At 32.3% G+C, this 15,144-nt stretch carries 15 protein-coding genes; 7 read left to right on the top strand and 8 right to left on the bottom strand.

What is annotated here, in order from left to right; genetic code table 11:
• The 6 genes from gyrB to dnaA all read right to left on the bottom strand — a co-directional run bounded on the left by gyrB (position 1) and on the right by dnaA (position 6,778).
• Positions 1 to 1,947, bottom strand: a complete 1,947-nt coding sequence (gyrB, locus tag G314FT_RS02490) for a DNA topoisomerase (ATP-hydrolyzing) subunit B (protein ID WP_257702484.1) — start codon at positions 1,945 to 1,947, stop codon at positions 1 to 3.
• Entirely contained in the window at positions 1,937 to 3,070 is a 1,134-nt protein-coding gene (gene recF / locus G314FT_RS02495; RefSeq protein ID WP_257701940.1) for a DNA replication/repair protein RecF, read from the bottom strand. The genes gyrB and recF overlap by 11 nt, the downstream gene beginning before the upstream one ends.
• A gap of 2 nt (positions 3,071 to 3,072) precedes the next feature.
• Positions 3,073 to 3,306 carry a S4 domain-containing protein YaaA gene (yaaA, locus tag G314FT_RS02500; RefSeq protein ID WP_117973751.1) on the bottom strand — a complete coding sequence of 78 codons (234 nt, stop codon included), beginning with the start codon at positions 3,304 to 3,306 and terminating at the stop codon, positions 3,073 to 3,075.
• 236 nt (positions 3,307 to 3,542) lie between these two features.
• Positions 3,543 to 4,016: a glutathione peroxidase gene (locus G314FT_RS02505; RefSeq protein ID WP_257701941.1), complete on the bottom strand. Its 474-nt coding sequence runs from the start codon at positions 4,014 to 4,016 to the stop codon at positions 3,543 to 3,545.
• A 132-nt stretch (positions 4,017 to 4,148) separates the two neighbouring features.
• Positions 4,149 to 5,279, bottom strand: coding sequence for a DNA polymerase III subunit beta (gene dnaN, locus G314FT_RS02510; protein WP_257701942.1), 1,131 nt, complete (start codon positions 5,277 to 5,279; stop codon positions 4,149 to 4,151).
• A 155-nt stretch (positions 5,280 to 5,434) separates the two neighbouring features.
• Entirely contained in the window at positions 5,435 to 6,778 is a 1,344-nt protein-coding gene (gene dnaA, locus G314FT_RS02515) for a chromosomal replication initiator protein DnaA (RefSeq protein ID WP_257701943.1), read from the bottom strand.
• 474 nt (positions 6,779 to 7,252) lie between these two features.
• Between dnaA and rpmH the strand changes: the two genes are divergently transcribed.
• The 6 genes from rpmH to mnmG all read left to right on the top strand — a co-directional run bounded on the left by rpmH (position 7,253) and on the right by mnmG (position 12,940).
• Positions 7,253 to 7,387, top strand: a complete 135-nt coding sequence (gene rpmH, locus G314FT_RS02520) for a 50S ribosomal protein L34 (protein ID WP_071457793.1) — start codon at positions 7,253 to 7,255, stop codon at positions 7,385 to 7,387.
• 85 nt (positions 7,388 to 7,472) lie between these two features.
• On the top strand, positions 7,473 to 7,811 hold the full coding sequence (gene rnpA, locus G314FT_RS02525) for a ribonuclease P protein component (RefSeq protein ID WP_257701944.1): 339 nt from the start codon (positions 7,473 to 7,475) through the stop codon (positions 7,809 to 7,811).
• Positions 7,812 to 7,861: 50 nt separating this feature from the next.
• A complete protein-coding gene (locus tag G314FT_RS02530; RefSeq protein WP_257702486.1) occupies positions 7,862 to 8,644 on the top strand; it encodes a YidC/Oxa1 family membrane protein insertase in 783 nt (260 codons plus the stop codon).
• A gap of 18 nt (positions 8,645 to 8,662) precedes the next feature.
• Complete coding sequence (gene jag / locus G314FT_RS02535) at positions 8,663 to 9,424, top strand: RNA-binding cell elongation regulator Jag/EloR (protein ID WP_257701945.1); 762 nt, start codon at positions 8,663 to 8,665, stop codon at positions 9,422 to 9,424.
• Positions 9,425 to 9,632: 208 nt separating this feature from the next.
• Positions 9,633 to 11,027 carry a tRNA uridine-5-carboxymethylaminomethyl(34) synthesis GTPase MnmE gene (mnmE, locus tag G314FT_RS02540; RefSeq protein WP_257701946.1) on the top strand — a complete coding sequence of 465 codons (1,395 nt, stop codon included), beginning with the start codon at positions 9,633 to 9,635 and terminating at the stop codon, positions 11,025 to 11,027.
• Between the two features lie 14 nt (positions 11,028 to 11,041).
• Positions 11,042 to 12,940, top strand: a complete 1,899-nt coding sequence (mnmG, locus tag G314FT_RS02545; RefSeq protein WP_257701947.1) for a tRNA uridine-5-carboxymethylaminomethyl(34) synthesis enzyme MnmG — start codon at positions 11,042 to 11,044, stop codon at positions 12,938 to 12,940.
• Positions 12,941 to 13,013: 73 nt separating this feature from the next.
• Here mnmG and G314FT_RS02550 read toward each other — a convergent pair whose 3' ends face one another.
• Both G314FT_RS02550 and G314FT_RS02555 read right to left on the bottom strand, forming a co-directional pair.
• Positions 13,014 to 14,192, bottom strand: a complete 1,179-nt coding sequence (locus G314FT_RS02550) for a site-specific integrase (protein WP_257701948.1) — start codon at positions 14,190 to 14,192, stop codon at positions 13,014 to 13,016.
• A 56-nt stretch (positions 14,193 to 14,248) separates the two neighbouring features.
• Positions 14,249 to 14,797, bottom strand: a complete 549-nt coding sequence (locus G314FT_RS02555) for a helix-turn-helix domain-containing protein (RefSeq protein WP_257701949.1) — start codon at positions 14,795 to 14,797, stop codon at positions 14,249 to 14,251.
• 149 nt (positions 14,798 to 14,946) lie between these two features.
• Here G314FT_RS02555 and G314FT_RS02560 point away from each other — a divergent pair, with 149 nt between their 5' ends.
• Positions 14,947 to 15,144, top strand: coding sequence for a helix-turn-helix transcriptional regulator (locus G314FT_RS02560; RefSeq protein WP_257701950.1), 198 nt, complete (start codon positions 14,947 to 14,949; stop codon positions 15,142 to 15,144).

Below are 15,144 nucleotides of genomic sequence, written 5' to 3' on the forward strand. Positions count from 1 at the left end.
TTAAATATCTAAATTCTTAACATAATGTGCATTGGCCTCAATAAATTCACGACGAGGTTCTACTCTATCTCCCATCAACATATCAAACACTGCATCTGCCTTTGCAGCGTCTTCCACAGTCACACGTAACATAGTTCTTTTTGCCGGATCCATCGTTGTATCCCATAATTGATGGTCATCCATCTCTCCAAGACCTTTATAACGTTGAATACTAGGTTTTGGTGTTGCAGGAAGATCTGCTACTGCTTGAGCTAATCGGTCATCGGCGTCTTTGCCAGGTTGGATATAGGTAATATTTTTCCCTTGCTTTACTCCATATAATGGTGGTTGAGCAATATAGACATACCCTGCTTCAACGATTGGACGCATATAACGATAAAATAGGGTTAACAAAAGGGTTCTAATATGTGCCCCATCGACATCGGCATCAGTCATAATAATTAATTTATGATAACGTGCTTTTGATACGTCAAAATCGCCACCAAACCCTGTCCCCATAGCTGTAAATAATGAACGGATTTCCGCATTAGCTAATATTTTTTCCATACTCGCTTTCTCGACGTTTAAGATTTTTCCACGAATAGGTAAAATGGCCTGATACTTACGGTCACGACCAGTTTTAGCTGAACCTCCCGCAGAATCCCCTTCGACGATATATAATTCACTTTTCTCAGGATCACGGCTTGAACAGTCTGCTAATTTACCAGGTAAACTACTAATTTCTAGAGCTCCCTTGCGTCGTGTGACTTCACGTGCTCTTTTGGCTGCTAAACGTGCTTTAGAAGCTAAAATACCTTTTTCAACCACACGTTTTGCCACATCAGGATTTTCTAATAAGAACTTGTTAAAGGCTTCTGAAAACAATCGATCAGTAACCGTTCTTACTTCAGAGTTACCTAATTTTGTTTTTGTTTGTCCTTCAAATTGTGGTTCTGGATGTTTGATAGAAATAACAGCCGTCATTCCTTCACGAACATCATCTCCACTTAAATTTTCATCGTTTTCTTTTAATAATTTTTGACGTTTAGCGTAATCATTAATCACACGGGTTAAAGCGGTTCTAAACCCAAACTCATGCGTCCCACCTTCGTACGTATGAATATTATTAGCAAAACTTAATAAGTTTGTATGATAGTCATCGGTATATTGAATCGCAACTTCTACACTAATATCTTGTTGTTCACCTTCTGTGTAAATTGGATCAGGAAAAAGAACGTTTTTATCAGCATTTAAATACTCAACATAGCTCTTAATCCCACCTTCATAGTGATATGACTCTTCTCGGATTGGATTTACCCGTTTATCCGAAATACTAATACGTAATCCACGGTTTAAGAAAGCTAATTCACGAATACGTGTTGCTAGCTTATCATATTCAAATACGGTTGTTTCCTTAAAAATCTCAGCATCTGGTTTAAAGTTCACAACTGTCCCACGGTGGTCTGTTTCGCCAACAATTTCTAAATCATCAGTAACTTTTCCACGTTTAAATTCTTGATGATAAATTTTTCCGTCCACATGTACTTTTACATTTAAAGATTCAGATAATGCGTTTACCACAGATGAGCCCACGCCATGTAGACCTCCAGATACTTTATATCCACCACCACCGAATTTTCCTCCGGCATGTAAAACGGTAAATACTGTTTCAACTGCAGGTCTTCCTGTTTTTTCTTGTATTCCCACTGGAATACCTCGACCATTATCTTTTACAGTAATACTATTGTCTTCTTCAATCGTCACGTTAATCTCAGTACAAAAACCAGCCAATGCCTCATCAATTGAATTGTCAACAATTTCCCATACTAAATGGTGTAAACCTTGTGGTCCTGTGGACCCAATATACATACCAGGCCGTTTTCTAACAGCCTCAAGCCCTTCTAATACTTGAATTTGGCTGGCATCATATGATGAAGCCTGCCCTCCGTTTATTTGTTTATCCGTCAACGTCTTCACTCGTCCTTTCTACTTTTCCATTTGTTACATAGAATATTTCGGGATTTATTTTTAATTTATCGTTTAAATGTACGATACTGGTTGTCGTCAAAAATGTTTGAAGTTTATTATCAATAAATTCCATTAACTGTACTTGTCTTTCATCATCCAGTTCGCTAAGAACATCATCAAGAAGTAAAACAGGGTATTCCCCAATCTCTTCATTAATTAGCTCAATTTCTGCTAATTTAACACTTAAAGCTGTTGTTCTCTGCTGTCCTTGCGAACCATATGTTTGAACATTTTGTCCATTCACCATAAAAATCAAATCATCTCTATGAGGTCCTACACTTGTTGTAAATTGAGATAGATCTCTCTCTTCATGTTTTTTAAACTCTTTCATCAATAAATAATATAACTCTTCTTGCGTTTGTGCTGAACCTAATTGGATGGAGGATTTATAAGAAATACGTAATTCTTCTTTTCCGTAAGAAATGTTCTCATGAATACTATTAGCCCATTTTTCAAGTAAATTGACAAAATACAAACGTGAAAAGAGCACAAAGCTTCCTTCTTGTGCTAATTGCTCATTTAACACTTCTAAATAAAGAGAATCATATGATTTATTAAAAGCAGTTTTTTTTAAATATTGGTTTCGCTGTTTAAGCACTGTTTGATAATTGCTTAGGTGATATAAATAGTGTGAGTTGATCTGGCCAATTTCCATATCTAGAAATTTTCGACGATGTTGTGGTGACCCCTTAACTAAAGATAAATCTTCTGGAGCAAATAAAATAACATTCAAATAACCTATATATTGACTTAATTTAATTTGTTCTAAGCCATTTACCTTTGTTTTTTTCCCTTTATTAGAAACAATCATTGTTAAATCAATATCACCATTCTTTTTGCTTATTTGACCTTCAATTCTAGCAAACTCTTGATTCCATTGAATTAATTCTTTTTCATGATTGCTTCGGTGACTTTTTGTTAACGATAAAACATAAATACTTTCTAATAAATTAGTTTTTCCTTGGGCATTATCTCCAACAAATACATTCAATTTTGGTGAAAAATTTAAAGTAAGTTGATTATAATTTCGATAATTCGTTAATTCTATTTGATTAAGTTGCATAATTATTTAGCATCCGATGCATTTGTTTCCATAAAAAAAGTACCTAACTCAGGTATTTCAATCATCATGTCTTTATATAATTTTCTACCGCGACGATTTTCAGGTTCTCCATTAACAAATACAGCATGTTCCTGTAAATACCATTTAGCCATTCCACCGCTAGAAATAACATCAACTTCTTTTAAAAACTGACCAAGAGTCATATACTCTGTCTTTAATATAAATGTTTTTTTCACAAATTTTCACCTTCTCTGTTTCAAATTACCATTGCTATCATTATACCCTTTTTAAGTCTTAAAAACAAATTTTCTTTGCTAAAATCGTTTTTTACGCAATATTATAATGAATCGATACTTTTTTCATTTTTTATACTAAACCTCTTAGAACGTAAAATAAGGAATAATTTAAATTTTTTTGTAAATAAATAAAAAGGAATGATTGATTTTTCTCAACCATTCCTTTCATTTCATAATTAATTTAATAGTTTTTCAATATCTGGTACCATTTTTTCAGGTTTATCTGTTGGGGAAAATCGTTTAACTACTTCCCCTTTTTGGTTAATTATGAATTTAGTGAAATTCCATTTAATTTTGTCACCCAGTACTCCAGGTGCTTCATTTATCAAATAGCTGAAAATAGGATTAGCATCTTTACCATTAACCTTAGATAATTGATGCATAGGAAATGTCACTCCATAAGTCATTTGACATGCTTGACTAGCTTCTTTACTCGTTTTTACTTCCTGATGAAACTGATTAGATGGAAATCCCAATATCACTAATCCTTTATCCTTATAGGTTTGATAAATAGTCTCCAATTCCTTAAATTGTGGTGCTAGTCCGCATTTGGTTGCAGTATTGACAATAATCATTACTTTCCCCTTATAATTTTTTAAAGAGTAGGTTTCTCCAGTATCCAGTGTTGCTTTATAATCATAAATATTCATTAATCATTTCCTCCTATCTATAACTTATATTAACTTAATTAAACAACATCTTTAATATTTTTGCAGAAATGAAAACTCAAAAAGTATTTTATTTATAAAAAAACTCACCCATCAAAAGATGGATGAGTTTTTTTAATTTGTTCTAACTGGCGTTATTAGTTGAATAAATTCAATATCACCATCTTTAGGTTGGAGTGTAAATGGACGAATCGGTGAAATAAAACGAATTGTCACATCAATATCTCCAAATGATTTTAATGATGCTTTCATATAATCGGGGTTGAAAGAAATCGTAATAGGATCACCTTCAACTTCGAGATAATTTAATTTTTCCTCTACATTACCAATTTCAGGTGAGTTTCCATAAATAATCACTTGTTCAGAATCAATTGCTAACTTGACAATATTATTACGTCCCTCATGAGATAGTAATGATGCTCGATCAATCGCTGCTAATAAACTAGAGACATTGAAACTAATTTCAGTATTAAAATTTGTCGGGATTAAACGATTGGTATCAGGATAATTTCCTTCCAATAATCTAGAATAAAAATTCATCGTTTCCGTTCTAAATAAAATTTGATTTTCCATAATAGAAATGTCAACTTGCTCTTCTTCATCTTTAAATGAACGTGATAATTCTTGTAAGCTTTTTCCAGGTATCACGACATCAAAAGTTTGATTGACATTATCTAGTTCCATTTTACGTTGACTTAAACGATGACTATCTGTTGCAACTGCTAATAAATTATTATCATTTAAAGTCATATGTACCCCTGTGAGTATTGGTCTACTTTCTTGTGATGATACAGCAAAAACTGTTTCACTGATTAATTTATTCAATACCCTTGCAGGTAATTTGAAATTGGTTTGATCCTCAATAATTGGTAACTGAGGATAACTATCAGCATTTAATCCATTAACATTAAATAAAGCTTTTCCTGATGAAATAATAACTTGATTATTCTCAATTAACTCTAGAGTTAATGTTTGTTCTGGCAATTTTTTTATAATTTCATTAAAGAAACGTGCTTGAATAACTATTGATCCAGTGGATTCAATTAGCATACTAGCTTTATCATTATCAACACTTAAAAAAGTTTCAATAGAAATATCAGCATTACTACCTGTAAGTGTTAAGCCAACATCTGTGATACTTAATTTAACCCCTGTCAATATAGGAATGGTTGTTTTACCAGAAATAGCACGTTGAACTGTAGCTAATTCATTTAAAAATGCAGATCGATTTAATGTTACTTTCATTAGTTAGTCTCCTTTTAATTAATATATAAAAAAATAGTAGTAGTAGTAGGTACTGTTGATACTGTGCATAAGTCTTTTCTTTTTATAACTGATAAGGTGTTTTTCTTGTTAATAACATGTGGATAACTTAATGATATTTTTTTTGTTTTCCACAATTAAGAAAGTAATGTTTGTTTGATATCATTTACTTCTTTTTGTATGGTAACATCTTTTTCAATTAATTGTTGAATTTTTTCATGAGCATGTATAACAGTGGTGTGATCTTTACCACCAAATTCTGCACCAATTTTTGGCAGGGAATTATCTGTTAGCTCTCTTGAGAGATACATTGCTATTTGTCTTGGAACGACTATTGTTTTGACACGTTTTTTTCCTTTTAAATCTTTTAATTGTAAATGATAATATTTACAAACTTCTTCTTGAATACTTAGAATGGATAATTCACTTTTTTCTTTAATTGGTTTTAAACTTTTTAAAGCATCGGCAGCTAAACTAGTTGTAATATCTTGCCCTTTCATTGTAGAAAAAGCTTGGACACGGACAAGAGCCCCTTCAAGTTCACGTATATTTGAATCAATTTGGCCTGCAATGTATGATAATGTGTCATCAGGAATTTCCAAACCTTCAGCATCAGCTTTTTTTCGTAATATGGCAATTCGTGTCTCTAAATCAGGAGGAGTAATATCTACTGATAATCCCCAAGCAAATCTTGAAACAAGTCGTTCTTGTAATTTCGGAATCTCATTTGGTAATCGATCACTGGTTAAGACAATTTGATGCCCTTCATTATAAAGAGTATTGAACGTATGGAAAAATTCTTCTTGTGTTCCCTCTTTGTCAGCAAAAAATTGAATGTCATCCACTAATAATAAATCGACGTTTCGATATTCTTGTCTAAAATCTTCGGATTTATTATTTTTAATTGAATTAATATAGTCATTTGCAAAGGATTCACTTGTGACATATTTTATTTTAGCATCAACATTATTTGAAAGCATTTGATGTCCAATTGCATGCATTAAATGTGTTTTTCCTAGACCAACGCCACCGTAGAAAAATAAAGGATTATATGTAGCTCCCGGATCTTCTGATACTACTAACGCAGCAGCATGGGCCATCTGATTACCTTTACCAATAACAAATGTATCAAATGTGTATTTTGAATTAAGTAAAGCTTTTTTGCTATTTTTTTTTACGATATTTGGTAGTTCGGTTGGAGATTCTTTTTTTGATTCATTTATTTGTGGTTCATCATCTTGAATAATAAAAATAGGCGTAATTTCTTCACCTGTTAATTCGAAACCTGTTTCTACAATTTTTGCAGCCAAGTTTTTTTCCCAGTAGTTTTTGTGTAAATCTGATGGTAGCTCAATTGTTAATATATTATTTTGCAATGTTATTGGTTTTGCAGGACCAATCCAAGCGCTAAAACTTGGAGGAGTTAGTGTTTTTCTATAGTTTTCAACAAGTTCTTTCCAGATAAAATTAAAATCGGGCATAGTTACCCCCCTAACTTATATAGTCTTTTCTATTCTATCACTTAAAAAAAAAGTTTTCCACTGAATATTTTACTTGTGGATATTTTATTTTTATATCTTAATAAAAGTTATCAACAAGATGGGAATAATTGTGGATATTCTTTAAGCTAGTTTCATTTTTCCACAACTTATCAACAAGTTATAAAGTTTGTTCTTAAAACTTTAAAAGAGTTTTTAACAGTTTTTTTTAATAATGCTAATAACTTTTTAACAAGTTGTTATTTTGTTGATAACTAGTACCAAAGTTATGAATAAAAAATAAGATATGTCTAACTTTTAACAGGAGTGTGAGTAAAAAAAAGTTAATGTGGATAACTATATAATGAGAAAGATTTTAAATAAAGTTGACAAAATGACTGTTTTATTTGTATAATGTCATAGTCTGTCTAATGTGATTATTTAGAAAGCATATTAGTTTATAGGAGGTGTATGAGAATGAAAAGAACATATCAACCAAAAAAACGTAAACGTCAAAAAGTTCATGGTTTCCGCAAACGTATGAGTACTAAAAACGGTCGCCGTGTATTAGCAAGTAGACGTCGTAAAGGAAGAAAAGTATTAGCAGCATAAATCACTGACTCTACGAATCAGTGATTTTTTTTTATAATAAATTAAAAAAAAAGCGAACTTTATGCTATGATAAGAGTGATTTAATATGAAAAAAGCGTATCGAATTAAAAAAGAAAAAGAGTTTCAAAAAATTATTGAGAATAAGCAATCTTTTGCAAATAGAAATTTTATAGTGTATGTCTATGAGTCGCCTGAAAATGTTCATTTTCGTGTAGGATTATCTGTTGGCAAAAAAGTAGGAAATGCTGTTATGCGTAATCGGGTGAAACGATTAATGAGAACATCTCTGTATGATATGAAGGAGATGGTTCAATCGAATTACAATATTGTATTAATTGCAAGACCTCAAGTCATTAATTTATCTTTAGATGAAGTAAAGAAAAATATTCAGCATGTGTTTAAATTAGCTAATTTAATGAAATAAGAGAGGGTTAGTCAGTGAAAAATAAGAAAAAATGGCTGTTTATTCTGTCCATGTTTGTTCTTGTCTTTATTTTGACAGGATGTGGTACAGGTGAAATCAATCAAAGTAGTGCCGGTTTATGGGATCGATATATTGTTTATTATTTCGGTCAAGCGATAAAAGCGTTATCTTTTGGGCATCCTGGTATTGGGATTATTCTATTTACGATTATTGTTAGGATTATTCTATTACCTTTAATGCATTATCAGACAAAAAGCATGCGTAAAACGCAAGAATTACAACCAAAATTAAAAGAATTACAAGAAAAGTATGCTTCAAAAGATTCTGAAACGGTTAGAAAATTACAAGAAGAGCAGCAACGGTTATACAGTGATGCAGGAGTTAATCCGTTATCAGGCTGTTTACCTTTAGTGGTACAACTTCCAATCATGATGGCATTGTGGCAAGCAATTTCTCGTATTCCTGCATTAACAGAAGGAACATTTTTATGGTTAGAGTTAGGTAAACCCGATCCAACGTTTATTTTACCAATACTTGCCGCAATCTTTACTTTTATTAGTACAAGATTAACAACAATGAGTCAGTCAGATGTTCAAGGTACAATGAAGGCTATGAATTATGTTATGCCTGTCATGATCTTATTTATGGGAATTAATTTGGCCAGTGGATTATCATTATATTGGGTAATATCAAATGCATTCCAAGTAATTCAAACATTATTGATTAATAATCCATTTAAGATTAGACGTGAACAAGAAGCAGAAGAACAACGAAAAAAAGAATTAGAAAAAGCACTGCGTAAAGCAAATGCTCCAAAAAAACGAAAAAAATAAACTGAGGGGGTTCGTATCATGCCAACATTTACGGGAGAAACTGTTGATCAAGCTATAAAAAAAGGTTTGGCTTCACTTGGTATAAATCGTGTCGATGCGGATATCTCCATTATTGAAGAGGGTAAAAAAGGATTTCTAGGAATTGGTAAAAAAGAAGCGATTGTGTCTATTAATGCCAAAGAAAAAGAGATAGAAGAAGTTGAAGACATTCAAGTAACGACAGAAATTATCGAAGAACCAAAAATAGACTCTGAAGTAATGGTAGAATATCAAGAGCCAGTTAAAGAAGAAATAAAAGAAACTCCATCTGAATCACAAGACATATCACTTGATGAGGCTATTACGGAGTTATCACTGTATTTAACAGATATAACAACGGCTTTAGGAGCACCAGCAATGGTGAGAATCCAACGTGATGATAATCATGTGGTATTACATTTAGACACAGATAAAAAAGGTTTGTTGATTGGTAAACATGGCAAAGTATTAAATGCTATTCAGTATTTATCACAGGTTTATATTCATCGTTTAGTTAAAAATCGATTAACTATTATAGTGAATGTTGGAGATTACCGGGAAAGACGAGAAGCAATCATTAAACGATTAGCTAATCAAGCAGTTCATAAGGTAAGAGATACTGCTCAACCTGTATTTTTAGAGCCAATGCCTGCGTTTGAACGAAAACAAGTTCATTCGATTTTATCAAATGAAAAGGACATTAAAACGCACTCTGAAGGTAACGAACCTCATCGTTATTTAGTCGTTGAATTAAAAAAATAATTTTATTGAGTCATACATCCCTTGTATGGCTTCTTTTTTTGTTATCATATCCATTGTCAATAGCTATAAAAGTATGCTATTATTTCTATGATTATAAATGAGATAGCAGTCAAAGTGCTTATCTACTTTTTTATTTATGCTTAAGGGATAAATGAAGGGGTGGAGTGGGCACTTTTTTATATGCATTTTTTAAGAAAGGAAGGTAAAAATGAATATTACAAAAGAGTTTGATACGATTGTAGCGATATCAACACCACCAGGTGAGGGAGCCATTAGCATTGTTCGCTTAAGTGGAGAAGATGCAGTAAGGATTGCTCAAAGCGTGACAAATTATACAGAAAAAGATTTAACTAAAGTTGACACCCATACGATTCATTATGGGCATATTAAAGACCCAAAAACGAATCAAGTGATTGATGAAGTGATGTATTCTGTTATGTTAGAACCCAAAACATTTACGCGTGAAAACGTTGTTGAAATAAATTGTCATGGTGGAATGGTTGTAGCTAATCAAGTATTACAGTTGTTATTGAGACAAGGAGCAAGATTAGCTGAACCAGGAGAATTTACCAAGCGTGCGTTTTTAAATGGTCGTATGGATCTATCTCAAGCAGAAGCAGTGATGGACTTAATACAAGCTAAAACAAGTGAATCAATGGACTTAGCTTTAGGTCAACTTGATGGACGATTATCACAATTAATTCATTCGTTAAGACAAAAATTATTAGTTGCGTTAGCACAAGTAGAGGTAAATATAGATTATCCAGAGTATGACGATGTAGAAGAAATGACCACTATACTGATGAAAGAAAAAGCTTTGGAAGTAAAAGAGGATATTTCTCATTTGTTAGAAACAGCAACGCAAGGGAAAATCCTACGAGAAGGATTAGCAACAGCGATTATTGGGCGTCCTAATGTAGGAAAATCAAGTCTATTAAATGATTTATTACGAGAAGATAAAGCCATTGTAACAGATGTAGAAGGAACAACAAGAGACGTTATAGAAGAGTTTGTTAATGTACGTGGTGTGCCGTTAAAATTAATTGATACGGCAGGTATTCGTGAAACAGAAGATATTGTTGAAAAAATAGGGGTAGAACGAAGTCGAAAAGCATTATCTGAAGCAGACTTAGTGTTACTTGTGTTAAATCAAAGTGAATCTATGACAGAGATGGATCGTGAGCTAATCTCTCTAACAAAAGATATGCAACGTATTGTCTTACTAAACAAAAATGATTTACCAAACAAATTAGATAAAAATGAGTTACAAAATCTATTAGGTGAAACACCATTTTTACCAATATCTGTTTTAGAAGGTAGAGGTATTGATTTATTAGAACAGTTAATCAAAGACACATTTTTTGCTTCTAATACATCTGAAAAAGATGCAACATATATTTCTAACACAAGACACGTAGCATTGCTAGAACAAGCTGATATGGCTCTTGATGAAGTGTTAGAGGGAATAGAGTCTGAGATGCCTGTAGATTTATTACAAATTGATATGACAAGAGCTTGGGACTTATTAGGAGAAATTATGGGTGAAAATGTTCAGGATGAATTAATCACCCAGTTATTTAGTCAGTTCTGTTTAGGAAAATAAGGAGATTAATATTAATGAAAAATACTGAATTGAGAGATTATGATGTCATTGTCGTTGGTGGAGGGCATGCAGGTTCAGAAGCCTCTTTAGCCGCGGCAAGAATGGGCATGAGTACGTTACTTGTGACACTGAATTTAGATATGATTGGTTTTATGCCATGTAACCCATCAATTGGAGGACCGGCCAAAGGGGTGGTTGTCCGTGAAATTGACGCATTGGGTGGTGAGATGGGACGTAACATTGATAAAACGTATATTCAAATGCGTATGCTAAATACTGGTAAAGGTCCAGCTGTAAGAGCCCTACGAGCGCAAGCAGATAAACATGCTTATCAATCTGAATTGAAACACACATTAGAAAAAGAAGATAATCTAGTCGTTAAACAAGGTATCGTTGAGAAATTACTAGTTAAAGATGACGTTTGTTATGGTGTTGAGCTGAGTACAGGGACACGATACACAAGTAAAGCAGTTATTATTACTGCTGGTACAGCGCTACGTGGTGAAATTATTATTGGTGAATTGAAGTATTCTTCAGGCCCAAATAACTCATTGCCGTCAATTGGTTTAGCAAATAACTTAAAAGAAATTGGATTAGAGATAGAACGATTTAAAACAGGGACACCGCCACGAGTAAAATCAAGTACGATTGATTATTCAGTGACAGAAGAACAACCAGGGGACAAACAACCCAACCATTTTAGTTTTGAAAGCACAGATGATCAGTACCGTACCGATCAATTACCATGTTGGTTAACTTATACAAACTTAGATACACATACAGTTATTCGCGACAATTTACATCGTGCGCCAATGTTTACAGGGATTGTTGAAGGTGTAGGGGCAAGATATTGTCCATCTATTGAAGATAAAATCGTTCGCTTTAGTGATAAACCTCGTCACCAAATCTTTTTAGAACCAGAAGGAGAACATACTGAAGAAGTCTATGTTCAAGGTCTGTCAACTTCATTACCAGAAGATGTCCAAAAAGAGATGGTTCAAAGCATTGAAGGATTGGAAAAAGCGAAAATTATGCGTAGTGGTTATGCGATTGAGTATGATGTCGTTGTGCCCCATCAATTACGTCCAACACTTGAAACAATGAAGATTTCAGGTCTTTATACAGCAGGACAAACTAATGGAACATCAGGGTATGAAGAAGCGGCTTGTCAAGGATTAATGGCAGGAATAAATGCTGCTTTAAAAATACAAGGCAAAGAACCATTTATTTTAAAAAGAAGTGATGCGTACATTGGAGTATTAATCGACGATTTGGTAACGAAAGGAACAAATGAACCTTATCGACTGCTAACATCTCGTGCAGAGTATCGTTTACTATTACGTCATGATAACGCTGATTTACGTTTAACAGAGATGGGACATGAGATTGGATTGGTTGATGAATTACGTTTCAATCAATACCAAGAGAAAAAAGAGATGGTAGAAAGTGAATTGAAACGTTTAGGAAAAATTCGTTTGAAACCAACAAAAGACATTCAAGCATTTTTAGAAGAAAAAGAATTGGCTCCACTAAAAGATGGAATTTTAGCACGCGATTTTCTAAAACGCCCTGAAATTACTTATCGTGATTTGAGTCAATTTATACCAAAACCTGAAAAACAATTACCTCGTTATGTGATTGAACAAGTAGAAATTCAAGTGAAGTATGAAGGATATATTAAAAAAGCAAAAGATAAAGTTGAAAAATTAAAGCGTATGGAAGCAAAACGTATCCCAGAAAATATTGATTATAAAGCAATAAACAGCTTAGCAACAGAAGCAGTTCAAAAATTAGAAAAAATCCGCCCAGAAACAATTGCACAAGCAAGTCGAATAAGTGGCGTTAATCCTTCAGATATAAGCATTTTGATGGTTTATATCGAACAAGGGAAAATAGCAAAAATCAAAGAATAAACGTTGATTTATCAATGTTTTACAAGCGATATAAACCATCAGAAACTAATTGACTACGATATTGACTACGGTTTTAGAAATTCATATAGCTAGCAAATAATTCTGTTGTTTCATTCTGTTTAGTGGGCGTGACCATTACGTATATATCAGTCGTAACTTTTGTGTTTTTATGTCCCAATCGTTGAGACACGTCTTTAATGCTGGCTCCTGATTCAAATAATAAAGATGCATTTGTTTTTCTAAAATCATGAACCTTGATTATTTTCATTTTTGGAAAATTCCTTTTAACCTTATTCATAACTTGATTTGGATAAGACTTATATAGATATTGTTGTTCACGATCTAATACAGAATTACAAAATACCACATTGTCTGAAAAATTATCTTCTCTAATTCCTAGAGCGAATTTTTCTCTGATGATGTGGTTTTTCCATTCTCTGAGTATCTTGCTAGTCCTATCGTCCATTTTAATGATTCTATTGGAAGATTCTGTTTTGGTTGAGTTGACCACTAAACTACCATCTTGCAGCTCTACTAATGTTTTATTGATGGTAATAGTTTTATTAATAAAATCTATATCTTTCCAAAGCAGAGCCATACACTCGCCTTTCCTTAGTCCTAAAAATGCTAATATTCTAAAAAAAGTATATGCTCGTTTATCATTTAGCTTTTCTAAACATTTAAAGAATTGTTTTAGTTCTTCTTTAGTATAAAAGCTCTCTGACACGTCCTTAGGTGCTTTGTTTTTCTGTTTAGGTGTAATAGTCCTAATCATGGGGTTATCGTCTATTACGTTGATTAGAATGCCATATTTGAATACCATGTTTATATAGGTTTTCATTTGCTTGTATGTAGCTAGTTTTTCAGACCATTCATTTAAACATTTTTGACAGAATAACGGTGTGATTTTAACGAGCGGCATTTCTCCCATTTTTGGTAGTATATGATTAGTAAAGTATTGCCTTATTCTTTGTATAGTGGTATTTTTTATATCTTTTGAGTGTTGTTCAAACCATACTTCATATAATTGGTTAAATGTCTTTATACCCTTAATATCATTGTTTTGTTGAAGTCCATTTTTTTCTATATCAAGTAAAAGTCTTGATATAGAAATTTGGGCTTCTTTTTTTGTAGAGAAATTTCTTCTTGTTGTTCTTTTTTCTTTACCAGTAATTGGATCAATACCAAGATATACTTTATACATGTATGCCTTAGTACCGTCTTTTTTTGTATATGATTTTATTTGTGCCATTCTAAATTAATTCCTCCTCATGTTACAGCTGAGGGGCATGAGTGGAGGTAATTTAATTAGTCTAAGCTATCAATATATTTATTTAATTCATTTATAATTTTATCTCTTGCTTGAATCAAATCATCTTTATCAGATTCACTATCAATAAAGTCTGTTAAGACGTTTGTAACATCTTTAAAAAATTGGTATTTATAATCATTATTAGATTTATCAAAACTCTTTAAAAAAATAGCAATATCGTATAAGTCTAGAGTATTGAGTGTAGAGAAATCAAAATTAGATATGTAATTTACACTGTCTATATATTGTTTATTTGCTTCATTATTTAGATTGTTAACTACATCATTTAATTTATCATTTAGACCAGAAAAAACATCAAGTTCTTTACCATATAAGAGATAACTCATGGAGACTTTTCCTATTTCTGCTATTTGTTTTAGACGTGAAGTATTTGGTACAGAGATACCCCTTTCCCATCTGGACACAATACTATCGCTAGCCACAGGATCAAATTTTTTTCCGAAGTCTTTCATAGTCATACTATTTTGAATTCTAATTGCTTTAATTCGTTGACCTATGGATTTTTTATCAAGATTATTTTTCATTATTTATATATCCTCCTGAGAATAAAATAGCATACATTATAAAAAAAATCTACGCAAAACGACGAAAAAGTATTGACAACCAATTATAAAATCATTATACTCGATTTATAACCGACGTAAAACGACGCAAAAAGAAAAGGAGTGTAATAATGAATAAAATAAAAGGTTATAGAAATATGGCAGGATTAACACAAAAAGAAATGAGTGAAGTATTAGGTATTGCTGAAAGCACTTATAGAAAAAAAGAGAAAGGTTATAGTAATTTCAAAGATTATGAAATAAAAAAATTTTCAGAAGTTATAAACAGGATAAATCCTGATGTTAGCGTTAAAGATATATTTTTTTAA

The organism is Vagococcus luciliae, from assembly GCF_024637875.1.
In the GTDB taxonomy this organism is placed as follows: Bacteria; Bacillota; Bacilli; order Lactobacillales; family Vagococcaceae; genus Vagococcus; species Vagococcus luciliae.